The 24,286-nt window shown below is 70.2% G+C and carries 14 protein-coding genes and 1 pseudogene; 11 read left to right on the top strand and 4 right to left on the bottom strand.

The window, feature by feature from the left end; all coding sequences use genetic code 11:
- Positions 1–128 precede the first annotated feature (128 nt).
- Positions 129–1,886 carry an acyltransferase gene (locus tag JEQ17_RS45400; protein WP_200400780.1) on the top strand — a complete coding sequence of 586 codons (1,758 nt, stop codon included), beginning with the start codon at positions 129–131 and terminating at the stop codon, positions 1,884–1,886.
- Here JEQ17_RS45400 and JEQ17_RS45395 read toward each other — a convergent pair.
- A complete protein-coding gene (locus JEQ17_RS45395; RefSeq protein WP_200400779.1) occupies positions 1,856–2,770 on the bottom strand; it encodes an endonuclease/exonuclease/phosphatase family protein in 915 nt (304 codons plus the stop codon). The genes JEQ17_RS45400 and JEQ17_RS45395 overlap by 31 nt on opposite strands.
- A gap of 87 nt (positions 2,771–2,857) precedes the next feature.
- On the bottom strand, positions 2,858–4,591 hold the full coding sequence (locus JEQ17_RS45390) for a phospholipid carrier-dependent glycosyltransferase (RefSeq protein WP_200400778.1): 1,734 nt from the start codon (positions 4,589–4,591) through the stop codon (positions 2,858–2,860).
- A 184-nt stretch (positions 4,592–4,775) separates the two neighbouring features.
- Between JEQ17_RS45390 and JEQ17_RS45385 the strand changes: the two genes are divergently transcribed.
- Positions 4,776–5,570, top strand: a complete 795-nt coding sequence (locus JEQ17_RS45385) for an NPP1 family protein (protein WP_200400777.1) — start codon at positions 4,776–4,778, stop codon at positions 5,568–5,570.
- A 7-nt stretch (positions 5,571–5,577) separates the two neighbouring features.
- Here the strand turns inward: JEQ17_RS45385 and JEQ17_RS45380 are convergent, their stop codons facing one another.
- Complete coding sequence (locus JEQ17_RS45380; RefSeq protein ID WP_200400776.1) at positions 5,578–6,417, bottom strand: alpha/beta fold hydrolase; 840 nt, start codon at positions 6,415–6,417, stop codon at positions 5,578–5,580.
- Between the two features lie 307 nt (positions 6,418–6,724).
- On the opposite strand from JEQ17_RS45380, the pseudogene JEQ17_RS45375 reads away from it, so the two are divergent.
- The 5 genes and pseudogenes from JEQ17_RS45375 to JEQ17_RS45355 form a co-directional block, all read left to right on the top strand.
- Positions 6,725–7,552, top strand: a pseudogene (locus JEQ17_RS45375) (ThuA domain-containing protein); the annotation flags it as partial.
- Positions 7,553–7,701: 149 nt separating this feature from the next.
- The gene (locus JEQ17_RS45370; protein ID WP_200400774.1) at positions 7,702–9,606 is read left to right on the top strand and encodes an AMP-dependent synthetase/ligase; all 1,905 of its coding nucleotides are present in this window, start codon (positions 7,702–7,704) and stop codon (positions 9,604–9,606) included.
- A gap of 62 nt (positions 9,607–9,668) precedes the next feature.
- The gene (locus JEQ17_RS45365; RefSeq protein ID WP_200400773.1) at positions 9,669–10,274 is read left to right on the top strand and encodes a hypothetical protein; all 606 of its coding nucleotides are present in this window, start codon (positions 9,669–9,671) and stop codon (positions 10,272–10,274) included.
- A gap of 162 nt (positions 10,275–10,436) precedes the next feature.
- Entirely contained in the window at positions 10,437–13,478 is a 3,042-nt protein-coding gene (locus tag JEQ17_RS45360; RefSeq protein WP_200402054.1) for a glycosyl hydrolase, read from the top strand.
- Positions 13,479–13,800: 322 nt separating this feature from the next.
- Positions 13,801–17,640, top strand: coding sequence for an nSTAND1 domain-containing NTPase (locus JEQ17_RS45355; protein ID WP_200400772.1), 3,840 nt, complete (start codon positions 13,801–13,803; stop codon positions 17,638–17,640).
- An 87-nt stretch (positions 17,641–17,727) separates the two neighbouring features.
- Here JEQ17_RS45355 and JEQ17_RS45350 read toward each other — a convergent pair whose 3' ends face one another.
- Positions 17,728–18,252 (bottom strand): pep a2, encoded by a 525-nt coding sequence (locus JEQ17_RS45350; RefSeq protein WP_200400771.1) that lies wholly within the window; start codon positions 18,250–18,252, stop codon positions 17,728–17,730.
- 303 nt (positions 18,253–18,555) lie between these two features.
- On the opposite strand from JEQ17_RS45350, the gene JEQ17_RS45345 reads away from it, so the two are divergent.
- The 4 genes from JEQ17_RS45345 to JEQ17_RS45330 all read left to right on the top strand — a co-directional run bounded on the left by JEQ17_RS45345 (position 18,556) and on the right by JEQ17_RS45330 (position 24,201).
- Complete coding sequence (locus tag JEQ17_RS45345) at positions 18,556–18,867, top strand: DUF5133 domain-containing protein (protein WP_200402053.1); 312 nt, start codon at positions 18,556–18,558, stop codon at positions 18,865–18,867.
- A gap of 119 nt (positions 18,868–18,986) precedes the next feature.
- On the top strand, positions 18,987–21,041 hold the full coding sequence (locus tag JEQ17_RS45340) for an alpha-1,4-glucan--maltose-1-phosphate maltosyltransferase (protein WP_200400770.1): 2,055 nt from the start codon (positions 18,987–18,989) through the stop codon (positions 21,039–21,041).
- Positions 21,038–22,768: a maltose alpha-D-glucosyltransferase gene (gene treS, locus JEQ17_RS45335; RefSeq protein WP_200400769.1), complete on the top strand. Its 1,731-nt coding sequence runs from the start codon at positions 21,038–21,040 to the stop codon at positions 22,766–22,768. The genes JEQ17_RS45340 and treS overlap by 4 nt, the downstream gene beginning before the upstream one ends.
- A gap of 14 nt (positions 22,769–22,782) precedes the next feature.
- Entirely contained in the window at positions 22,783–24,201 is a 1,419-nt protein-coding gene (locus JEQ17_RS45330) for a maltokinase N-terminal cap-like domain-containing protein (RefSeq protein WP_200400768.1), read from the top strand.
- The last annotated feature ends 85 nt before the right edge of the window (positions 24,202–24,286 follow it).

Raw genomic sequence — 24,286 nt, 5'->3', positions numbered from 1 at the left:
ACCGCCATGCCCCTGACCGGCGGCGGGACCCTTGGCGGGGCCGGCCGTGGGACCGGCGGCAGGACGTGCCGCGGGACGGGTCGCAGAGGGATTGCCGGGACAGTAAGCGCTCTCTAGACTCGCGTGCGATGAACTCGGAAAGCTCGGTGGACGACTCCTACTTCGACTACTGCCCCTGGGACTTCGCCCTTCGTGCCTCCGAAGAGCAGCGCGCCGCGCAGACAGCGCTGCAGAAGCGACTGGCCGACGGCGGTGCGAGCTTCGGCCCGTCCTCCTACGTCTCCCCCGCCGCCGGGGTGTTCACCGACGTGCTGCGTCTTGGCGAGAACTCCTACATCGCCGGGCACGCGTACGTCACCGGCGAAGTGACGGCCGGCGCCGACTGCTCGGTCAATCCGTACGCCACCGTGCGGGGCCGCGTCTCCCTCGGGGACGGTGTGCGGATCGGCGCCCACAGCTCACTGCTCGGCTTCAACCACGGCTTCACTCCCGACCAGTACGTGCACCGGCAGGCCCTCACCAGAAAGGGCATCACCGTCGGCGACGACGTGTGGATCGGCTCGCACGTCGTCGTCCTCGACGGGGTGACGATCGGCGACCACTGTGTGGTGGGCGCGGGCGCCGTCGTGACCAAGGATCTGCCGCCGTGGACGGTCGCCGCCGGGAACCCGGCCCGCCCGCTGCGCGACCGCCGGGGTCAGGGGTCCACGCCATCCGGAAGCGGGGTGCCGCAGGGCGGCCCGGACGGCCTGGGGGACGCGGTCGCCCGCTTCGCGGACCGGGCCCGGAGCCAGGCCGCCGACCTCCTCACTCGTAGCTGGAATGCGGGGACCGGCCGCTACAGCGACCGGCCGGGAGCACCCGAGACCGTCCGCGCGCACTGCGACGCCGTCGAGATCGCCGATCTCCTCCTGCGCTCGCATCCGCCGCAACTCTCCGCCGCCGAACACGCCGAGCGGTTGCGCGCTCTGCAGGACCCCGACAGCGGACTCGTGCCCGAACTCGCCCCGGACGGCCGCCCCGGTGTGCTGCCCGCCCCGGCGCCGGACGGCTGGATCGACGACGGGACCGCGGACTACCACGTGCTGTCCGTGGGCTACGCGCTGGACCTGTTGGGCTCCCGTTTCGCCCACCCGGTCCACGTCGTACGGCGTATGACGTCCGATCGGCTAGTCGCGCGCCTGGACTCGCTGCCGTGGCGGACCCGGGCGTGGTCGGCCGGTGCGTGGGTGGACTGCTGGGCGACCGGTGCGCACCGGAACCTGGAACTGGGTGCCGAGGCAGGCGCGCCCGGCGCGTTGGAGGCGCTGTTCGGCTGGCTGGGCACCCGGGTGGATCCCTGGACGGGGATGTGGGGCGAGGCCGCCTCGCCCGCCGCGGGCCGACTGCAACTGGTCAACGGCTACTACCGGCTGACACGCGGCTCGTTCGCGCAGTTCGGGCTGCGAGTGCCGTACCCGGAACGGGTGGTGGACACCGTGCTGGCGCACGGCGGTGATCCGCGCTGGTTCGCGGCGGGCCGGCAGAACGCGTGCAATGTGCTGGACGTGGCGCACCCGTTGTGGCTCGCCGGGCAACAGACCAGCCACCGTACGGCCGAGGCACGGGCCTGGGCCGAGGAACAGCTGGTCCAGGCGATGGAGCGCTGGCGGGACGGGGCCGGTTTCGGGTTCGGCCCGGCCGGCGAGGGCGGTTCGGGTCCCGGTCGGGGCCCGGGTCTCCAGGGCACCGAGATGTGGCTGGCGATCATCTGGCTGCTGGCCGATCTGGTGGGTGTGGCGGACCGGCTGGGCTACCGGCCGCGCGGCGTCCACCGCCCGGAGGCCGCCCAATCACCCGCGCGGCGGATCCCTGCTCAGCCGATCCCCATCGACAACTCGCTGTAGTAGAAGTCGTGGTCCGAGTGGGCGGTCGGGCGGGTGCCGGTGTCGGCCCAGCGAGCGGCGCCGCGCGCTCCCCACACGAACAGGTAGTCGAGCTTGCGGCCGTCCTCGTAGGTCGGAAAGGCGTACGGCGGCTCCGACTCGCGGGGGCCGCTCGCCTCGATGCCGTCGTACATGACGTCCAACTCCGGTGCGTCGGGCGCGGCGTTGAGGTCACCGGCGATGACGAGCGGGCCGTCCGTACCCAGCGGGTGCGTGCCGTCCGGTTTCCAGCCGCGGCGGATGAACGCGGCCTGGGCCTCCCGTTCGCGGTCCTTCGTCTCGCCGACGGTCAAGTGCGTGCTGCACGCGGTGACTTGGGGTCCCGTGGGGCCCTGGTGTCCGGCAGCGCGTACGACGGCGCAGATGATGCCCCGCTCCCCGCCCCTGTTGTCCGTGTTCGGCAGCAGGGCAGGTGGCAGGATCCTCGTGGCCGAGTGGAACAGGATGGCGTTGCCGTACGGCTGGCCGTCGGCGCAGTCCGTACCGGTGTCGATGAAGGCGCTGCGCAGGCCCAACTCCCGGGCGAACCGCTCGCCCTGGGCCTCGCAGACCTCCTGGAGGCCGATGAACAGCCAGCGGCCCATGTCGCCGCGCCCAACAGCCCTGATGGCGTCGGCTTCTTCCTTGATCCAGTCGCCGGCGTCGCCTCGATGGCCGATGTTTCCGTAGATGTTGAAGGTGCCGACGTAGTGGCCCGGGGTGACGTTCGCCCGGGCGGCGACTTCGGGTGCGGCGGCCGCGTCGGGGGTGGCACCGCTGCCCGCGGGAAGTGCCACCAGAACGCACAACAGGGCCAGCACAATTGCCCTGGCCCCGCCGCGTCTCCTCGTACGACGCGTTGTCATGACATCGAAGATACCGTCGTAACCTGTGACCCGGTTGGGCCACAGTGTCAGATGTGAATGGCGCAGTCCCCCATGGCAGTTGGGCGATCAGCGGCGTCGGTAGAGCGTGATCGAGTGGCCGACGTCGGCGAACGGTGTGCTGGTGTCGAGCAGCGCGGCCAGCCGCCCGTCCGCCTTGGCCGCCGAGGAGTTGGACACGACGAGCAGCCCGTGCACCTCGCCCAGCGGGGCCTTGAGCGGGTTGGCCGCGTTGATTCCGTAGTAGGAGGGCACACCCGCGCCCTTGTAGACGAGCCACACCCGCTGCCCCGGATGGTCACGCTGGAGGCGATCACCGAGGCGGCCGAGGTCCTGGCCCCAGTCGACGTTCGAGTCGTGCAGCCGCAGATGGGTCTTGGACGGCCCGCCGAACGCCTCGTTGGAGTACGGCAGATAGTACGGAAACGTCCGCAGTGAACTGACGGCCACGAAGCACACCAGCGCGGCCGTCACGCCGTACACCCACCGGCGGCGCAGGAGCGTGACCCCGGCGGCTGCGACCGCCGCGAACATCGGTACGAAGATCGCGTACCGGACGCCGAGGTCGCGGGCGCCGTTCATGGACACGGCCAGGAGCAGGCCCGCGGGGACGAGTACGTACGGTGCCGCGGGCCGCAGCCGACGCAGTGCCAGGACCGCGACGGCGCCGGCGAGCCACAGGGCGAGCATGCCGAGCGGTGTCTTCACCAGGAGCGCGGCCGGCAGGTAGTACCAGAGCGAGCCCTCGTACAGGCGGCCGAACAGGAAGCCCTGCCAGATGTCGTACTCGAAGCCGAACTGGATGCGCATGCCGTCCCGGTAGGCCTCCGGGAACGGCAGCCACGCGGCGATGCGGCCGCGCATCCCGCGGATGTCCGGCACGTTCTCGGGCTGTGCCCAGCGCAGCCGCGGGTCGACGACGAGGTAGGTGGCCCATACGACGGCGACCGCCACGAGGGCCATGCCGACGGCGGCCGCGGCGCCGTACGCGAGGACGCGCATCCGTTCGCGTGCGTCGAGCCCCGGTGTCCTGCGGGCGCACGAGTACGACAGGACGGCCAGCAGCATCAGGACCGGAACCACCGCGAGCATGCTCATCTTGGTGGCCACGGCCGCGCCCAGCGCCACCCCGGCGAGGGGGAGGAAAAGGTACGGCCGTTGCCGTGCCCGCCACAGGAGCCAGACGGAGGTGAGCAGGAAGCCGGCCGCGGGCACGTCGAGCGTGGCCAGCGATCCGTTCGCGATGACGTCCGGTGAGAACGCGTACAGGGCGAGGGCCACCAACCCGCCCGCCGGGCCGGTGAGATCGCGGGCGAACGCGAGGACGACGAGTCCGAACAGCAGCGTCAGCCCGATCACCGGGAGCCGGGCCCACAGCAGGATCCGCTCCGGGTCGTTGCCCGACTCGTACAGCACGCTGCGCCCCAGGGCCATCTGGCTGCCGACGAAGCCGGAGTCGAGGTGCGCGTCGGTGAACACCAGCCCGGAGGCGATGATCAGCTTGCCCAGGGGCGGGTGTTCGGGGTTGTAACGGAGGCTGTGCTCCTTGAGGTAGACCTCGGCCGTGGCCACGTAAACGGGCTCGTCGATGGTCGGGGTCTGCTGGACGGCCGTGGTGACCATCGCGAACGCCATCTGGGCGAGGAGCGCGACGACGGCCAGCACGTACAGCGAACGCCGGTGCCGCAGAAAGCGCTTGAGTCCATCGGTTCTGCCTGGCCACCCGCCCGTTGCCGTCGGTGTGGGCAGGTCGGGCGCGGTGTGCTCGTCACCGTCGAGCCCGGTGATCCGCGGCGCGCTCATGGGCCCACCTTCCCATCATCCCCACCCTCCGTGGCGCTCTTTCCCGACGCGAGGCCCAAGTGTTGGGCGGTCCTTAACCAATGTGACGCCTGCGGCCTCTTGGCACGCGAGTGAAAACCCGGGACTCTGAACTGCACATGTCACAAAGGGCGTTGGCCTGCGCAGGGCCGATCAGGAGGACACTTTGAACGGCAGTCCCGCATCGAAGCTTTCCGGATCCCGGCGTCTGCGCCGGAGGTCACTCGGCGTCCTCGCGGGCGCCGCCGCTCTGGTCTTCGTCTTCCCGTCCACCGCCCTGGCGGCCCCGCCCGGCGCGCTGCCCGCCAACGCCGACGGACTGGACCAGACGTTCCAGCCCGCCTACGACTACGACACGGACGGCTGCTACTCGACGCCCGCGATCGGCCCCGGCGGCGCCGTCAACGGCGGCCTCAACCCGAGCGGCGCCCTCAACGGCCAGTGCCGCGACGCCTCGGACCTCGACAACACCAACGGCTACTCGCGCTCCAAGTGCAACAACGGCTGGTGCGCGATCGTGTACGCCCTCTACTTCGAGAAGGACCAGGCGCTGGCCGGCAGCAGCATCGGCGGGCACCGGCACGACTGGGAGCACGTCGTGGTCTGGGTGCAGAACAACGTGGCCCAGTACGTCTCGACGTCCAACCACGGCTCGTTCACGGTCCACAACCGTTCGGCGATCCGCTGGGACGGGACGCACCCGAAGATCGTCTACCACAAGGACGGAATCAGCACGCACTGCTTCCGGGCCGCGACCGCCGGCGACGAGCCGCCGGAGAACCACAAGGGGACCTGGCAGTACCCGCCGCTGGTCGGCTGGAACGGCTATCCCGCCGGGGTGCGCGACACGCTGACGGCGTACAACTTCGGCAGTGCCACGCTCGGCATCAAGGACAGCACGTTCAACTCGCACCTGTCCTCGGCCAAGCCGTCCGGGATCGCGTTCGACCCCAACGCCTGACCTGACGTCACGCGGAAGGCCCGCCCCCGCCAGGGCGGGCCGGCAGGACCCGGGCGGCGAAGCCGACGACGTCCTGGACGACCCTCTCCGGCTCCTCCCAGTACAGAAGGTGCCCGGCGCCCTCGTACACGATGAGGGTCGAGTCGTGGATCGCGTCGAGGATCAGCTGCTGGTCGGCGCGCGGCAGCACGCCGTCCGCGTCGCCCCAGATCACGAGTGTGGGTACGAGGATTCCCCGCAGTGTGGCCGCGAGGTCGGCCTCCAGCAGGCCGCGCATGGTCTCCTGCCACACCCGTGCGGGCACCTTGAGGTTCTCCTCGGCCATCGTCGCCAGGAGTCCGCGGCCCAGCGGCCGGGACGCGAGGTCGCCGAGGAGGTCCTCCACGAAGGCGCGCGGCACGGGGTCTTCGAGGGCCTGGACCTTCTCCCACAGTGCAGTGATTCCGGGCTTGTCGGCGAGCGTCGCCGGGACGCCCACCAGGACGAGGCCCGCGACCCGGTCGGGATGACTGCCCGCGACCATCCGGGCGGCCACTCCTCCGCTCGACGCCCCGACCAGAACGGCACGAGGGATGCCCGCGGCGTCGAGGAATTCCACCAGGTCGTTCGCGAAGTCCTCCGGCCGGTAGCCGTCGGCGGGCCGTTCGGCGTCGCCGTGGCCCCGCTGCGTGGGGGCGTATCCGTGCACCGCGGCGGGGAGCTGCCTGAGCAGCGGTTCGAACGTCCACCAGGAGTCCGCGAGGCCGTGCACGAAGACCACGGGAAGGCCCTCCGGATAGCCCGCCTCGGCATAGGGGAGCGCCGGCCCGCTCCTCAGCTGGGCGGACTTCACCGCGATCGTGCTCACGGCGGCCCTCCTGACGTCGGTCGGCCCCCTCGCACGCGGACCCGCGGGGCGGCGCCACGATCTCCTTCATCGTAGTGACGGGTGCGGCGGAGCGCCCGTCCACGGCGGGACGGTCCGCCGCCCTCCCGGCTGCTCTTCTGGGCCTACCGCGTTCAACTCCTTTCGGGCGTGGGGCGATTTCTTGCTGTCCTCGCTTCAGATCTTGACGAGCTTGGTTCAGACCTTTAGGTTCACCGATCGCCGAGGTTCCACCCATGCGCTCAACGTTCACACTCATGAACCGATCGCGAACAGGAAGGGACGTTCCATGCTCGGAATCAGATCCTCCGGTCCGGTGCGCGTCGCACTGCGGGTCCTCGTACTGCTGGCCACTCTGCTGGGCCTCGCGGCGCCGCCCGCGCAGGCGGCCTCCACAGCGGCGGCCCCGTTCAAGGTGCTCGCCCTCTACAGCGGTACGTGGGACGCCGCGCACATCAGTTTCGTCCGCGAGGCCAACCAGTGGTTCCCCGCCCGGGCCGCCGAGAACGGCTTCACCTACACGGCGAGCACCGACTGGAACCTGCTGGCGAACGGGGGCGTGAACGCGTACCAGGTCGTGCTGTTCCTCGACGAACTGCCGCAGAGCGCCAACCAGCGGGCGGGCTTCGAGCGGTACATGCGCGGGGGCGGCGGCTGGCTGGGCTTCCACGTCTCGGCGTTCACGACCGAGGCGCAGAAGTGGCCCTGGTACCACCAGCAGTTCCTCGGCAGCGGGAACTTCAGGTCCAACACCTGGGGTCCGACGACCGCCGTCCTGCGGACCGAGGACCGTACGCACGCCTCGACCAGGAACCTCCCTGCCACCTTCACCTCGTCCGTCAGCGAGTGGTACGGCTGGTCCAACGACCTACGGCGGAATCCGGACATCAAGATCCTCGCCTCCGTGGACGCAAGCAGTTTCCCACTGGGAACGGATCCCAATCAGACCTGGTACAGCGGGTACTACCCGATCCTGTGGACGAACACGAAGTACCGCATGCTGTATGCGAACTTCGGCCACAACGCGATGGACTACGCGTCCAACACCCCGCTGTCGTCCACGTTCGCGAGTGCGACCCAGAACCGCTTCCTGCTCGACGGACTGAAATGGCTCGGCACCACCTGAACCGCTCTTTCCCGAAACGACATCAGGCCAGGCGTTCGACGGTTCGTACTACACCCACCGCCGCCGTGGGCTAGATTTCGAACGCCTCGATTCCGGACTCCATCGGAGGGGCGCTCTGCGCGGAATTACTGGAGCGGCACATGCACCCCTTGGAAGTTGTCAGACCGGCTCCGCCATTGATGCAGGGAGGGCTCGCGGACAGTCTCTTCGAGACGGCTGAACGCGATCCCACCCTGTCCCAGCTGGCCCGCCGTTCGGACGCCGCTCCGGGTGCCTGGGAACCGGTGGCCGCGATCGAGCTGCGGGACGAAGTCGTGGACGTGGCCCGGGGGTTCATCGCGGCCGGGATCTTCCCGGGCCACCGTGTGGCCGTCATGGCGCGCACCCGCTACGAGTGGACCGTGCTGAGCTACGCGCTCTGGTCGGTGGGCGCCGAGATCGTGCCGATCTACCCGACCTCTTCGCACGAGCAGGTCGGCTGGATCCTCAAGGACGCCGGCTGCGTCGCGGTCGTGGTGGAGGACGAGCAGGGCATCATGACGGTCGGCTCGGTGTGCGCCTCGCTGCCGACCCTGCAGCACGTCTGGCAGCTGGACTCCGGGGCCCTCACCGACCTGATGGAGCAGGGCCGGTCGGTACCCGTCACCACCGTCGAGTCGATGCGCCGGATCGTGCTGCCCGACTCGACCGCGGTCATCGCCTACACCTCGGGCACGACGGGACCTCCCAAGGGATGCGCCCTGAGCCATCGCAGCCTGGCGAGTTCCTGCGACACCCTGCTGGCCGGCTGGGGCCACACGGTGGCGCCCCCCGGGCAGCAGCCGGCCATCCTCGCCTTCCTGCCCTTCTCGCACGTGTACGGCCTCATGATCCAGGGGCTGTGCATGCGCGGCGGAATGCTGATGGGGCACGTGCCGGATCTGCGCGACGAGACGCTGTCCGCAGCCCTGCTGTCCTTCCGCCCCACGTTCCTCTACGCCGTCCCGTCCGTCTTCGAGAAGATCTACAAGAACTTCCTGCGCAAGGCTCAGGAGGCGGGCCGCGGCGCCCTGTTCGAGCGCGCGGTCCGCACGGCACAGGACTTCGCCGCGGCCTCCGAGCGGCACCGGCTGGGAACGGGTCCTGGCCCCGGTTTCGATCTGCGCCTTCAACACGCCCTCTACGAGAAGACGGTGTACCGAAAGCTGCGTGCGTCGCTGGGCGGAAGAGTCCGCGGCGCGGTGTCGGGCGGCTCACCCCTCAACCGTGAACTCGCCCTCTTCTACTCGGGAATCGGGATTTTCGTCCACGACGGATACGGACTCACGGAAACCAGCGGAGGAATTACGGCCCAGCCCGTGGGCCGGGAGAAACTCGGAACCGTCGGACGCCCCCTGCCCGACATGGAGGTCCACGTCGCCGAGGACGGGGAGATCCTGGTGCGGGGCCCCGCGGTATTCCAGGGCTACATCAACGACGAGGCGAGCACCCGGGCCGCGCTGCAGAACGGCTGGCTGGCCACCGGCGACATCGGCCGGATCGACAGCGAGGGCTATCTGAGCATCACCGGGCGCAAGAAGGACATCGTCATCACGAGCAGCGGCAAGAGCGTGGCTCCCGCCGCCCTCGAAGAGCGTCTGCGGGTCCATCCGCTCATCCATCAGGCGGTCGTCGTGGGCGACAACCAGCCCTGTGTGGGAGCCCTGATCACCCTCGATCCGGATTTCCTGGCGCACTGGCGCTCGGTCCTCGCCATACCGGGCGAGGTGCACGACCGCGAGATGCGCGAGGAGAACGCCCTGCGCGAAGAGGTCAAGCGCGCCGTCGCCGCGGCCAACAGCACCGTGTCGCGCTCGGAGTCGATCCGTGTGTACCGCGTGCTCCCCGAGGCGTTCGACCTCGCCAACGGCATGCTCACCCCCTCGATGAAGCTGCGCAGGGACGCCATCGCACAGCGCTACGCCGCCGAGATCGAGGCCATGTACCAGTCGTCCTCGCGAGTCCCCCGTAGTCTCTCGCCCGCTGATCCCTACAGCTGGGACGACGCGGACAATGTCTTCAGGTGAGCCGCCGGGTTCACCTGAGCCATTCGTACGACGCCTGACGTGGTCAGGGCCGGGAGACAGACATGCGACGAGTACACGGGGTCCGGCTTCTGGCGTTGACCGGGGTGACGGCCCTGCTGGGGGCCGTCGTGGCCTGTGGCAGCACGGAGGCGGGGGCCGGGGACGCCTCGCCCGGCTCCGACACCGCACAGGCTTCCCCCACTTCCCGCCCCTCGCCGTCGCACGCTCGCTTCGTCGAGGAGATCGAGTGGGCCGACGGGCGCCGCGTAGGCATGTACTACGCGGCGAAGCGCGGGCTCATGGAGCAGCACCAGGACACCGCGGGTGAGGCATGGAGCAAGCCCCACCTGGTGTACGCGACCGAGTCCGACCCGTGCCAGAGCATCACGCTCAAGGCGTTCGACGGCGGTACGGTCGCGGCGATCGCGAACTGGGGTCCCTACTGCTCCGACGGTGAACCGCCGATGGAGTCCATCGCCGCGGTCGGGACCGACAACCTGTCGAAGTGGGACACGAAACTCACCAAGGAGTTCGACGGCTGGGAGAAGGTCGAGGCGTCGGGCGACAGCGAGCAACTGACCTTCGGCCGCAACTCGACCGAGTGGCTGACCCGGCTGCGCTGGAGCCGGACGGACGGCTTCGGCGACGTGGAGGAGACCCGCCGGTAGGCCCCACCGCCGTTCAGCGTCGGCTCTTCTCAGGAATTTGCGTCGTGCACGCTTCTTGACGCCTCTTGATCGAGAGACTTACTTTCGCAGCGATTAAAACGATTCAACCACCAGGCCCCTCAGGGGGTCTCTTCGTGCTGCCCTCCGGGAGTGACAGGAACCATGGACGACCTCACCGCAGTTCACCGGACGGGCATTCCGCGCCGTACGCTGCTCGCCGCCGCGGCGACGACGGCCGCGGCGGGTGCGCTGACCGGGGCGGGATCCGGGAGCGCCGCAGCCGCCTCCGCCCCCTCCTCCGCCGCTTCGGCCGTCTCCGCCGCCTCCGCCTTCTCGGGTTTTGCCGAGCCGGGCCGCGCGGTGCGGCCGAAGTTCCGCTGGTGGTGGCCCGACGGCCTGGTGCGGCCCGACGAGATCAGACGGGAGATCGACCAGATCGCCGACGCGGGCTTCGGCGGCGCCGAGATAGCCGCCGTCCACCACAGCGTCGCCGACCCGTCGGTGCTGGACACCGAGCGCCACGGCTGGGGCAGCCCCTCCTGGGTCGCCGGCGTCGAGGCCGCGCTGAGCCAGGCGGCCCGACGCGGCCTCACCATCGATCTCACCGTCGGCCCCGCGTGGCCCGCGGCTGTTCCCGGCATCACCCCGGACAGCGAGGCCGCCGTCAAGGAACTCGCCCACGGGGCCGTCACGTTGGCCCCGGGTACCGCCTACTCCGGCCCGGTCCCCGAACCCGTCCACGAGGCGGCTTCCGGCGTCACCGAGCAACGGCTGCTGCTGGTTCAGGCCGCACGCGTCAACACCGCGAACTCCACCCGCAAGGAGACAGGCCTCGACCAGGACTCGGTCCGCGACCTCACCTCCACCGTCTCCGACGGCACACTCGGCTGGACCGCGCCCGACGACGGCACCTGGGTCCTGATCGCCTACTGGGTGCGCGGCTCCGGCCAGACGCCGGAGGCCGGCCCGCACACCGACCCACCCTCCTACGTCGTCGACCACTTCAGCGCGGCCGGCACCCGAGCGGTGACCGACTTCTGGGAGGCCCACCTCCTCACTCCGGCGATCCGCCGTCTGCTGAAGGTCTCCGGCGGCGCGCTCTTCGAGGACTCCATCGAGCTGGAGACGGACGGGCTCCAGTGGACGCCGGGCCTGCCCGCCGCGTTCCGGGAGCACACCGGCCGCTCCCTGCTGCCGCTGCTGCCCGCCGTGATCCTCGACAACAGCAACCAGGTCTTCGCCTTCGAGGCCGCCGCCACCCGCCAGATCCGGCACGACTTCTGGGAGACGGTCTCCACTCTCTTCAACAGACACCACGTGGGGGCGCTGCGCACCTGGGCCCACTCGCTCGGCCTCCAACTGCGTTCCCAGCCCTACGGGTTGCAGACCGACGCCATCGCCTCGGCCGCGGTCCTGGACATCGCCGAGGGCGAGTCCCTGGGCTTCAAGAACCTCGACGACTACCGCTGTCTGGTCGGCGGCCGTGACATGGCCGGGCACACCGTGCTCTCGTGCGAGGCCGGCGCGTACTCCGGCAGCGCCTACAGCACCACCTGGCAGCGGTTCCTGCGGACGATGGGCGGCGCCTACGCGGCCGGGGTCAACCAGACCGTGGTGCACGGCTTCTCCTACGCCGAGCTGCCGGGCGTCAACTGGCCGGGATACGCGGCCTTCACCCCGTACAAGGGCACGGCCGGCTACGGCGAGTCCTGGGGTCCGCGCCATCCGACCTGGAAGCACGTGCCGGACGTCTCCGGCTACCTGGCGCGGGTCCATCAGGTGCTGCAGACCGGCCGGCCCAGAGCCGATGTGGCGGTGTTCCGGCAGACCGGCTACACCGCCACCGGCATCGGCGCCTCCTGGTTCACCGCCACCGGCATCACCCTGGGCTGGACCCATCAGTTCCTCAGCGGCCCGCTGTTCGACCTGCCCGCCGCCACCGTGCGCGGGGGACGGCTCGCACCCGACGGCCCGGCCTACAAGGCCCTGTTCGTCGAGGGCGACTTCTTCTACGGGTCCACGGTGACCCTCGCCCTGCGGGACGCCCGCGCCCTGCTGCGGCTCACCCGCGCCGGACTGCCGATCGTGCTGCTCGGCGCATGGGACACCGTCGTGCCGTCCGGCATCCCCGACAGCGGCGAGACCGACGAACTGGGTTCGGTCGTCACGGAGTTGCTCGCCCAGCCGCGGGTCCGTCGCGTCACCGACAAGACCGCGGTGCCGACCGCCCTCACCGAGCTCGGTGTACGGCCCGACGCCGGATACGCGTCCGCCTCCACCCTCCTCAACGCCCACCGGGTGGCCGACGGCGTCGACTACTACTACCTCTGCAACGGCAAGCACGCCGAGACCGTGAAGCCGCCGGTGGCCGCCATCGACCACGACGTCACGCTGCGTCGCGCCACGGCCGGCGGAGTGCCGTATCTGCTGGATCCGTGGACCGGCGGAGCCGAGCGGATCGCCCGCTACACCGAGGACGGCGACACGGTCACCGTGCGGGTAGCCCTCCAGCCCGCGGAGACCCTCGTCGTGGCGATCGGGCGCCCCGGCCTCTTCGGCGACCGCAACGGCCGCCGCCCGCACGCGGTCGCCGGCGAGGCGGACGAGGTGCGCTTCACGGAGGCCGGACTCACCGTCCGCGCGACGGCGGCGGGCACGTACCGGACCGTGCTGTCCCACGGACGCGCGGTGCGTACGTCCTTCAAGGGCATCCCCGGGCCGACGGAACTCACCTCCTGGCGCCTTCGCGTACAGGACTGGCGGCCCGGCGCCACTGCCACCAGGACCACCGTCGTCGAGCACGACCTGACCCTGGACGCCCTGGTGCCCTGGTCGCAGATCCCGGAACTCGCCGACGTCTCCGGCATCGGCCGCTACCGCACCACGGTCACGCTCGGCGACGCCTGGACGGGCGGCCGTGGCGCGCGCCTCGAACTGGGAGCCGTCACCGACACCTGCCGGGTCACCGTCAACGGCCACCGCCTCGACCCGGTCGACCAGATCCACCCGGTGGTGGACCTCGGCGGCCTGCTCCACCGCGGGCAGAACGTCATCGAGGTCGAGGTGGCGACCCCGCTCGCCAACCGGCTGCGGGTCAGCGATCCCGGCGTGTACGGCGGCCTGACACGGCAGGCGTACGGACTGATGGGGCCGGTACGCCTCGTGCCGTACGGAGAGGCTCGCGTCGGTCCGCCCACTCACTAGAGCTCGCCGTGGTGTCCCGGAAGGCCGGGCTTCCCCCTGACCCGGCCTCCCGGAACCTCACACGCCCGGCACTGTCCCCCGTCCGGCGTCGGCGGGCCGGCAGCGTGGAACGCTCCCCCGTGCTCCCCCGTACGTCCACGTGGGTCGCGCCGGCCCGCCATGACCTCAGCTTTCACGGTCGGGGCATTGTCCGGCAGTCCCCTGTCGCCACTTCAGACAATTTCGTGGCGCGAGTGGTGCGTTCTCGCCATGCCCCTTTCCCCACCGCCGCCGGGATTCGTAGCGTGCGGGTCGACAGGCGCACACGGCGACGGGGGATGCGATGGGACGTCGTGAGCGGCCGCTGGACCCGACCGAGGGACCTGTCGCGCAATTCGCGTACGAACTGCGGAAGTTGCGTCGGGAGGCGGGCGGGATCACCTACCGCGCGATGGCTCGGCAGGCGCACTACTCCGCGGCCACGCTCGCGCAGGCGGCGGCCGGAGAGAGACTGGCCTCGCTGCCGGTGGTCCTCGCCTATGCCGAGGTGTGCGGCGGGGACCGCGACGAATGGGAGCGACGGTGGCACCGGGCCGCCCAGGACACGGCCGAGGAGAGCCGTGCCGCCGACGACGACGCGGAGGCCCCCTACCCCGGTCTGGCCCGCTTCGAGGCGAGCGACAGCGAACGCTTCTTCGGCCGGGACGATCTCGTCGGCCAACTCGTCGACCTGGTACGGGACAAGGACTTCGTCGTCCTGACGGGCCCGTCCGGCAGCGGCAAGTCCTCCCTGCTGCGCGCGGGTCTCATCCCGCGCCTCCGGAAGACCGACCCGCCGCGTGTCCGGCCCGCGACGATCCGGATCCTCACCCCGGGACCGCACCCGGCCCGCACCCACGCCGACGCCCTGGATCCGAGCACCACCCGCGCCGGGACCGTGATCGTGGTGGACCAGTTCGAGGAGGTCTTCACCCTCTGCGCCGATCCCGCCGAGCGAAAGGGCTTCCTCGACCTGCTGTTCACCGCCGTCCGACCCGAACACGGCATTCGTGTCGTCGTCGCGGTCCGCGCCGACTTCTACGGCCACTGCGCCCGATACCGCCGACTCGCCCAGGCCGCACAGGAGGCGACGCTCCTGGTTGCTCCCATGAGCACGGAGGAGCTGCGCGAGACGATCGTGAAACCGGCCGCACTCGGGGGTCTGATCGTCGAACGGACGCTGACCTCACGGATCATCGCCGAGATCCAGGACGAGCCCGGTGGCCTGCCGCTCATGTCGCACGCCCTGCTGGAAACCTGGCGCAGACGCCGGGGCAGAGCACTGGGCGAGGCCGCGTACGACGCCGCGGGAGGCCTCCACGGGGCGATCGCCCGTACCGCCGAGGATCTCTACGAGAGCCTGACCGGCCCTCAAGCCGACACCGCCCGTCGCATCCTGCTCCGCCTGGTGAGCCCGGGTCAGGGGACCGGCGACACGCGCCGGCCGACCCGGCGCACGGAGCTCACCACGCTGGGCGGCGACACGGACGCCGACACTGATGTCGTACTCGAACGGCTCGCCCGCGCCCGGCTCATCACGCTCGACGAGGACACCGTCGACCTGGCCCACGAGGCTGTCCTCACCGCGTGGCCCCGACTGCGTACCTGGATCGACGAGGACCGCGAGCGGCTCAGGTCCCAGCACCGGCTCACCGAGGCGGCGGCCACCTGGCAGGACCTGGGACGGGACGCGGGCTCCCTCTACCGGGGCGTGCGACTGTCCACCGCAGAGGAGCAGTTCGGCGCCACGGACGATCTCACCCCGCTGGAACGGGAGTTCCTCGACGTCGGCCTCGACGCCCGCCGGGGTGAGCGGCGGGGCCGCAGGACTCGTACGGTCGTCCTGTCCGTCCTGGTGGTGCTGAGCCTTGTCGCGGCACTCGTCGCCTGGGAGCAGAACCAGTCCGGCGAGCGGCGGCGGATCGAGGCGGAGGCCCGTCGCCTCGTCGGCGTCGCGGAGAGTCTGCGTCTGTCCGACCCGGTGACGGCGATGCGGCTCAGCCTCGCCGCGTGGCGCGTGGCCGACCTTCCCGAGACCCGTTCCGCACTGCTCGGCGCCGCGGCCCAGCGCAACCAGGACGTGTTCACCGATCCCGACGGCTCCGACGAGACCATGCGGCATCTCAGCGCCGACGGCCGCACTCTCCTCAGCGTCGGCGCCGGTCAGGTGACCCGATGGGACATGGAGACGCGTCGGCGTACGGCCACCTGGCCGGGGCTCGGCGACACGGCGAAGGACGTGGGGTTCGTCCGGGCCGACGCCTCATGGATCCCCGAGTTCGACAGAGAATCCGGCGAAGAAAGGGTCGTACTGCGAAACCTCGCCACAGGACAACGCGAGGGGAAACCGCTGGCCGTCGCCGACGGCGGCGTCGAGATGGGGGCGAGCGGTCGCAGCCTCCTCGTCCACCACGCCGAGGGATCCGAGCGCCGGGTGCAGCTCTGGGACGCCCGGTCCCGGCGAAAGCTCCTGGAGATCACGCGCGACACCGACGCGAAGCCGGACGCGGCGACCGGCTCCCAAGTGGAGTGGGCAAGGCTCACCGCACACAAGAACCGGCAGGAGAAGGACGGCCGGGGCACGGCTCTGACGGACGACCCCGCCTTCACGGATGCCACGGTCAGCGCGGACGACCGTCTGCTCGCCCTGTGCCTCCCGGGCGAGCGGTTCGAGTTGTGGGATGTCGCCGAGAACCGTCGCATACCCGCGCCCTGGCTGCCGAAAGCCACCGTCGAGCAGTGCGTCAAGGAGCGGATCACGTTCACGCCCGACGGCAGGTATCTGGGACTGATCGACGCCACCGGATTCCGGGCGTGGGACGTCACGTCGGGCAAGGAGCTTCCCGCGGTCACGTACCCCGGTCTGAAGGTCGCTCAACTCAGTTCGGACGGCGCCTTCTTGGTGGCGTCGGACGGCGAGGAGATCCTGGTCTGGCGGATGGACTCACCCGACTTCCCGGTCGTACGGCACCAGTTGGCCGGCGAGACCGTCCAGGAGATCAGGGTGGACACCGAGGCCGGCATCGTCCGGTACCTCGGCGGTCCGGAGGGCTCATGGGGACCTGCCGTCCACACGCTGGACGTGGGCAGCGCGGTGAACACCCGCTGGGAGCCGTCCCCCGCCCTGGCCGTCGAGTTCGGCCCGGACGGCAGGACCCTTGCGGTCGCCGACGTCGACGAGGACGGGAAGCGCCTACGGTTCCGCGTGCTCGACGGACGTACGGGACGGCTGCTGGCCGAACCGCCGCCGCTGCCGTGCCGGGCCCCGTCGGAAGTGGTGGCGTTCGGAGGCTGCGATGCCCTGCTCGCCATCGATTCCACCGGCAAGGAGCTCGCCTACGGCGTGGTGGACCTCGCGTCGGCTCCCCCATCGACCAAGGTGTCCCTCTACGACATTCCGCGACGGCGCGTCACCACCACCCTCGGCGCCGATGAGGCCCTGTCGGACATCACCTTCGACGCCGGTGACCGGTCGCTGCTCCTCTCCCCGCTGCGCGGGTCCTTACCCGAGTCCACCCGTATCTGGGACCTGCGTCGCCGGACCACGGTCGGCACGCTCCCCGGCTCCGTGGGCGCGGTCACCTCGCATCCCGGCGGCGACCTGCTCGTCACCGAGCGCGGGCAGGCGTACCGCATGCCCGCGGGCACCCGGCTGCCGTCCGTCAGGAGCCCCGGCAAGTCCACCGCTCTGGCGTTCAGCCCCGACGGGGATCATCTGGCCGTCGGTGACGGCTCCGGCCGGGTCGTCCTCTGGGACGGAAGGCTGAACCGACGGCTCGGCGTCCTCGCCGACCCGGACACGACCACCTACCAGTACGTGTCGGCTTTGGCCTTCTCCGCCGACGGCCGCACGCTCGCCGTCGCGGGTGACGAGGGCACCCTGCAGCTCTGGGACGTGCCCTCCCGCCGACGGATCGGATCCTCGCTCGTCACACCGGGCGACACCGTCCACGCGCTGGCGTTCGGCCCCGACGGCGGCACGCTCTACGCCGCCGGGGACCACGCCCCCTTGCAGGCGTACGAGATCACGCCGGACCGTGCGGCACGGACGGTCTGCCGTCGCGTGACCACCGGGCTGTCGCGGGACGACTGGGACCGCTACGTCCAGGACGTCGCCTACAGACGGAGTTGCCCGAGGACCTGACCCGAGGATCGAGGGTGAGGGACGCCACCGGCCCGCGACCGACTGATCGGTTGCGGGCCGGTGCGGCGTTCTCCGCGGGGACCGGATCTACCCGGAGGCCGCCGCGACGACCTCGTCCTGGAACGAACCCACGGGCATGGAGATCGCCCTCGCCGGTACGGGCATCTCACGGGGCGTCCGCCGGGCCTCGCGCAGACTGGGCGCGGGGCCGGCCGGGACCAGCGGGGCACGCTCGATGGCGCGGGCCCGGCGCGAGAACCAGACGATCTTTCCGCCGGTGTCCGTGCCGCAACAGCCCCATCCGTCGCTCAGCGCGGCGATGCGGGCCAGGCAGCCGGGCGTGGCGGACTCCGGATGGATCCCGCCGTCGTTGTCGGCGACGGCGGTGATGAGGTGCTGGCCGTTCCACCACATCTCGATGGTGGTGTTCTTGTCGGCCGCGTGCTCCCCGATCGAGCGGAGCAGCACGTCGGCGCAGTGACAGACGGGCTCGACGAGGTTCTCAAGGTTCCAGTACCGGAGATGGGCGGCCAGAATGCGCCTGACCTGGTCGACCCGCTCCGGACTGACTTCCACGTCGAGGTGGTAGTAGCAGGGCACTACGGTCTTCATCGTCGTTGGCTCCTCACCGGCGAAGCTCTTGCTCCTCCTCGCCCCTGCGGGCCGAGCCCCGAACACGAAGCGTGAGCAGTGATCGCTTCTGAGTCAGTCCCAGAGTGGGAGCGGTACTCCATTCGTGCAACACGAGGGCGCGCCGGATGTAGTTGAAGCGACAACAGGACGTTGAGTGTCACCGCATGCACCATGGGTGAGGGCGTCGGCCGCTGTAGTCGGTCGATGCCTCTCCGTGCACGGGCTTCACGCACGATCCGGGCGAACCGTGCGCATTCGAGGGAGCGGAAGGTGACCAGTGAAATGCTGCTGCCTGCCAAAGCCGAGGTCGCCAGGCATCTGGAGCTGTACCGAGCCTGGGAACGCATGATGCTCGCGGCCCCCGCCGACCGTGCGGCGCGGGGCAATTTCGAGGACACGGGCTACACGCTGTGCGTGCTGATGGGCAAACGCTGCGCGCGGGAGGCCGTCCACGCCGCCGAGCGCTATCTGTCGGTCGGGCCGGGCGCCCGCCGCCGGAACCGGGCCCGAGTCGGCCCTGCCGACGGCCGGCGATCCGCCAAGTCCGGCAGGTCCGGCCGATCCGACGGTCTCGCGGCAAGCCCTGTGGCGTAACGGGGCCTCCGGCAGTGCCGCCAGGTACGGACCGGGGCGCGAGAGCGGCAAGGACAGCGAGAACGGCGAAGAACGCAAGCACAGCGAAGGAAACGCAGAAGACGACGGAGGTGAGAGCCATGACCGACAACCCGGCCGACGGCCGTGTCCCCCCTGTTGGCCGCGTGCCCATCGTCCCGATCGGCCGCGTCCCTGTGGTGGATGTCCGACCGGCCGTCGACCGCGGCACCCGCCCGGCGAAGGCGGTCCCGGGCGAAACCTTCCAGGTCACCGCCACCGTCTTCGGCGAGGGTCACGACGCTGTCGCCGCGAACGTCGTCCTGTGCGATCCACAGGGCCGTACGGGCCCCTGGACCCCGATGCGCGAACTGGCCCCCGGCACCGACCGCTGGGGCGCCGACGTCACCCCCGGATCGGTGGGCGACTGGGCGTACTGGGTGGAGGCCTGGTCCGACCCCGTGACCACCTGGCGCCGCGCCGCCGGTATCAAGATTCCGGCGGGCATCGATGTCGAGCTGGTCCTGGAGGAGGGCGCCGAGTTGTACGAACGCGCCGCTTCTGGAGTCCCGCACGAGGCCGGGCGAGCGGCGGTACTGACAGCGGTGGACGCTCTGCGCGACGAGTCCCGGCCGCCGATCGCCCGCCTCGCCGCCGCCCTGACCCCGGACGTGGACGCGGCGCTGGCGGACCACCCCCTGCGGGAACGGGTCTCCCGATCGGCCCCGTTGCCCTTGCTCGTGGAGCGGGAGCGGGCGTTGTACGGATCCTGGTACGAGTTCTTCCCGCGCTCGGAGGGCGCGGTGGTCGAGGACGGCGAGCCGCCGGTCACCGGCACCTTCCGGACCGCGGCGCGGCGGCTGCCGGCGATCGCGGAGATGGGCTTCGACGTGGTGTACCTGCCACCGATCCACCCCATCGGTACGACCTTCCGCAAGGGCCCCAACAACAACCTGTCGGCGGGCCGTCAGGATGTCGGGGTCCCCTGGGCGATCGGCTCACCGGAGGGCGGGCACGACGCCGTCCACCCCGACCTCGGCACGATCGACGACTTCGACGCCTTCGTGCGTACCGCGGCGGAGCTCGATCTCGAAGTCGCCCTGGACTTCGCGCTCCAGTGCTCGCCGGACCACCCGTGGGTGGAGAAGCACCCGGAGTGGTTCCACCACCGCTCGGACGGCACGATCGCGTACGCGGAGAACCCGCCGAAGAAGTACCAGGACATCTATCCGATCGCCTTCGACGAGGACATGCCGGGGCTGGTCGCCGAGACCGGGCGGATTCTGCGTTTCTGGATGAGCCACGGTGTACGGATCTTCCGCGTGGACAATCCGCACACGAAGCCGGTGGCGTTCTGGGAGCAGGTGATCGCGGACATCAACCGCACCGATCCCGATGTCGTCTTCCTGGCCGAGGCGTTCACCCGCCCGGAGATCATGCATGCCCTGGCGCGCGTCGGTTTCCAGCAGTCGTACACGTACTTCACCTGGCGCAACACCAAGGCCGAACTGACCGAATACCTCACCGAACTATCCAGCGACGATGTCGCCGCGTATATGCGTCCCAACTTCTTTGTGAACACGCCCGACATCCTGCCCGGGTATCTCCAGCACGGCGGCCGTCCGGCTTTCGAAGTACGGGCCGTTCTGGCGGCGACCCTTTCGCCGGCCTGGGGAATGTACGCCGGATACGAGCTGTGCGAGAACACTCCGTTCAGGGCGGGCGGCGAGGACTATCTCGACTCGGAGAAATACCAGCTGCGGCCCCGGGACTGGGAGGCGGCCGAGCGTGACGGACGTTCCATCGCGCCTCTCATCGGTTCCCTGAACCGGATCAGACGGCAGCACAGCGCACTGCGCCGACTCAGGAATCTCCACTTCCACGACACCGACAACGACGCGGTGATCGCGTACAGCAAGCACGACGAGTCCGACAGGGTTCTGGTGGTCGTGAACCTCGACCCTCACCACACCCAGGAGGCCACGGTCTCGTTGGACATGCCACGACTCGGCCTCGACTGGCACGAGTCGATGCCGGTGCGCGACGAGCTCACCGGCGAGACCTACCACTGGGGCAGGACCAACTACGTACGCCTTGAGCCCGGCCACCGGGCCGCGCACGTACTGACCGTCCTGCGACCGTCCTCACCGCCAACCGGAGGGTCACCCACACCATGATCGTCAACGAGCCCGTCCCGGACACCTTCGAAGACACCCCGCAAAAAGACCGGGACCCCGAATGGTTCAAACGCGCCGTCTTCTACGAAGTCCTCGTCCGCTCCTTCCAGGACAGCAACGGCGACGGCATCGGCGACCTCAAAGGCCTCACCGCCAAACTCGACTACCTGCAATGGCTCGGCGTCGACTGCCTCTGGCTCCCCCCCTTCTTCAAATCACCCCTGCGCGACGGCGGCTACGACGTCTCCGACTACACCGCCGTCCTCCCCGAATTCGGTGACCTCGCCGACTTCGTCGAATTCGTCGACGCCGCCCACCAACGCGGCATGCGCGTCATCATCGACTTCGTCATGAACCACACCAGCGACCAGCACCCCTGGTTCCAGCAGTCCCGCAACGACCCAGACGGGCCCTACGGCGACTACTACATGTGGGCCGACGACGACAAGCAGTACCCCGACGCCCGCATCATCTTCGTCGACACCGAAGCCTCCAACTGGACCTTCGACCCCGTCCGCAAGCAGTACTACTGGCACCGCTTCTTCTCCCACCAGCCCGACCTCAACTTCGAGAACCCCGCCGTCCAGGAGGAGATCGTCTCCGCCCTGCGGTTCTGGCTGGACCTGGGCATCGACGGCTTCCGCCTGGATGCCGTCCCCTACCTCTTCGCGGAGGAGGGCACCGACTGCGAGAACCTCCCCGCCACCCACGAGGTCCTCAAGCGGGTGCGGGCGGAGATCGACGCCCACTACCCCGACACCGTCCTGCTCGCCGAGGCCAACCAATGGCCCGAGGACGTCGTCGACTACTTCGGCGACTACAGCGCCGGCGGCGACGAATGCCACATGGCCTTCCACTTCCCCGTCATGCCCCGCATCTTCATGGCCGTCCGCCGCGAATCCCGCTACCCCGTCTCCGAAATCCTCGCCAAGACACCGGCGATCCCCTCCGGCTGCCAGTGGGGCATCTTCCTGCGCAACCACGACGAACTCACCCTCGAAATGGTCACCGACGAAGAACGCGACTACATGTACGCGGAATACGCCAAAGACCCCCGCATGCGCGCCAACATCGGCATCCGCCGCCGCCTGGCCACCCTCCTGGACAACGACCGCAACCAGATCGAACTCTTCACCGCCCTGCTGCTCTCCCTGCCCGGCAGCCCGATCCTCTACTACGGCGACGAGATCGGCATGGGCGACAACATCTGGCTCGGCGACCGCGACGCCGTACGCACCCCCATGCAGTGGACACCGGACCGCAACGCCGGCTTCTCCTCCTGCGACCCGGGGCGGCTGTATCTTCCGACGATCATGGATCCGGTCTACGGCTACCAGGTCACCAACGTCGAGGCGTCGATGTCCTCGCCGTCGTCGCTGCTGCACTGGACCCGGCGGATGATCGAGATCCGCAAACAGAACCCCGCCTTCGGCCTGGGCTCCTACACCGAACTGCCCTCCTCCAACCCCGCCGTCATCGCCTTCCTGCGCGAACACGGCGACGACCTCGTCCTGTGCGTCCACAACTTCTCCCGCTTCGCCCAGCCCACCGAACTCGACCTCCAGGCCTTCAACGGACGCCACCCCGTCGAACTCATCGGCGGCGTCCGCTTCCCCGCCATCGGCGAACTCCCCTACCTCCTCACCCTCGCCGGCCACGGCTTCTACTGGTTCCGACTCCGCGCGGTAGCTCCCCACACCAAACAGCGATTGATGGTGTGCGCCTGAAAGGACGGGTCGCCATGCGCAAGGTCGTATCACCCCGCCCCAGCAGCCACAGTCCGGCTCTTCTGCTGACGTCGCTCGCCGGACTGCTGCGGACGTGGTTGCCGGAGCAGCGCTGGTTCGCGGGCAAGGGCCGGCGGGTCACGGAGCTGGCTCTGCTGTCGGCGACCGAGCTGCATCCGGGATGTCTGCATCTCCTGGTCAGCACGCGGCACGACTCCGCCGCTCATCTGCCCGGGGACTGCTACCAGTTGCTTCTCGGTGTCCGGGAGGTCCTGCCGCCACGGCTGGCCCACACCTGTATCGGCCGGGCGAGCGAGGGGCCGCTGGCCGGGATGATGGTGTACGACGCTCTTCAGGAGCCCCGGTCGGCGGACCTGCTCCTGGAGCGGCTGCGTACTCCGGGGACGGTGGGTCCGCTGCGGTTCGAGCGCGAGGCGCATGTGGCGATCCCCGCCGGTCTCACGCCGCGTCTTCTCGACGCGGAGCAGTCCAACTCCTCGCTGGTGTACGGGGATTCGTACATCCTGAAGATCTTCCGGCGCGTCCAGCCGGGCATCAACCCGGATCTCGAAGTGCCGTGGGCGCTGGCCCGGCAGGGCTGCACCCGTGTACCCGCTCCGGTGGCATGGTTCCGGACCTCGCAGCCGCAGGCGGCGACGCTCGGTGTGCTGCAGCCGTTCCTGCGCGATGCCGACGACGGATGGACCCTGGCACTCGAATCGCTCGCCGCGGGACGGGACTTCACCGACGAGGCGTACGAGCTGGGTAAGGCGACGGCCGAGGTTCATCTCGCGCTGGCCGGTGCGTTCGCGCTCGGCGTCCCGGTCGGACGCCGGAGCCGACGGCTGGCCGCCTCGATGAACGAGCGGCTGGACGCCACTAGCCGGTCGGTGCCGGACCTCCTGCCGTACGTGGCCGGGCTGCGGGGCGCCTTCGACGCGCTGGCCGCTCTCGACTCGGGCCGTCCGGTGCAGCGGATCCATGGCGATCTCCACCTCGGTCAGGTGCTGCGGGCCGGGAAGCGGTGGTTCGTCATCGACTTCGAGGGCGAACCGGCCCGCCCGATCGCCGAGCGGCGGCACCCGCAGCCTCCCGTACGCGATGTCGCGGGCATGCTCCGCTCCTTCGACTACGCCGCCCGCAGTCGTCGCCCGTGGCGTCCGGAGTGGGCGCGGCGCTGCCGGGACGCCTACTGCGCGGGGTACGCGGCCCAGGCCCGCTGGGACCCGCGCGCCGAGCCCGAGCTGCTGCGTGCGTACGAGACGGACCGAGCCGTGTACGAGGCGCTGTACGAGGCCCGGCACCGGCCCGACTGGCTGCCCGTACCGATGGCGGCGATCGCCCGACTCGCCGAGCGCGCCCCCGCACCCGCACCCTCCGGATCCGGTACACAGAAGCCGGTCCCGTCCTTTCACAGTGCTCAAGGAGGCTGAACCCGTGGCCCGCAACATCACCGCAGCCGTGACTCTTCCGGTGTCCGAGGACGTCCGGCCCGCAGCGCGGCCGCCGGCGGCGCCC

It is taken from the genome of Streptomyces liliifuscus (assembly GCF_016598615.1).
GTDB classification, from domain to species: Bacteria; Actinomycetota; Actinomycetes; order Streptomycetales; family Streptomycetaceae; genus Streptomyces; species Streptomyces liliifuscus.
The sequence above is the reverse complement of the archived record's forward strand: the minus strand, read 5'-3'. Positions and strand labels throughout refer to the sequence as shown.

Bases quoted from the DNA above. Each gene is read 5' to 3' on its own strand.
- JEQ17_RS45360 (WP_200402054.1), top strand. From the start codon at position 10,437: ATGGACGACCTCACCGCAGTTCACCGGACGGGCATTCCGCGCCGTACG.
- JEQ17_RS45395 (WP_200400779.1), bottom strand. From the start codon at position 2,770: ATGACAACGCGTCGTACGAGGAGACGCGGCGGGGCCAGGGCAATTGTG.
- treS (WP_200400769.1), top strand. From the start codon at position 21,038: ATGATCGTCAACGAGCCCGTCCCGGACACCTTCGAAGACACCCCGCAA.
- JEQ17_RS45345 (WP_200402053.1), top strand. From the start codon at position 18,556: ATGCTGCTGCCTGCCAAAGCCGAGGTCGCCAGGCATCTGGAGCTGTAC.
- JEQ17_RS45350 (WP_200400771.1), bottom strand. From the start codon at position 18,252: ATGAAGACCGTAGTGCCCTGCTACTACCACCTCGACGTGGAAGTCAGT.
- JEQ17_RS45330 (WP_200400768.1), top strand. From the start codon at position 22,783: ATGCGCAAGGTCGTATCACCCCGCCCCAGCAGCCACAGTCCGGCTCTT.
- JEQ17_RS45400 (WP_200400780.1), top strand. From the start codon at position 129: ATGAACTCGGAAAGCTCGGTGGACGACTCCTACTTCGACTACTGCCCC.
- JEQ17_RS45340 (WP_200400770.1), top strand. From the start codon at position 18,987: ATGACCGACAACCCGGCCGACGGCCGTGTCCCCCCTGTTGGCCGCGTG.
- JEQ17_RS45390 (WP_200400778.1), bottom strand. From the start codon at position 4,591: ATGAGCGCGCCGCGGATCACCGGGCTCGACGGTGACGAGCACACCGCG.
- JEQ17_RS45365 (WP_200400773.1), top strand. From the start codon at position 9,669: ATGCGACGAGTACACGGGGTCCGGCTTCTGGCGTTGACCGGGGTGACG.
- JEQ17_RS45355 (WP_200400772.1), top strand. From the start codon at position 13,801: ATGGGACGTCGTGAGCGGCCGCTGGACCCGACCGAGGGACCTGTCGCG.
- JEQ17_RS45370 (WP_200400774.1), top strand. From the start codon at position 7,702: ATGCACCCCTTGGAAGTTGTCAGACCGGCTCCGCCATTGATGCAGGGA.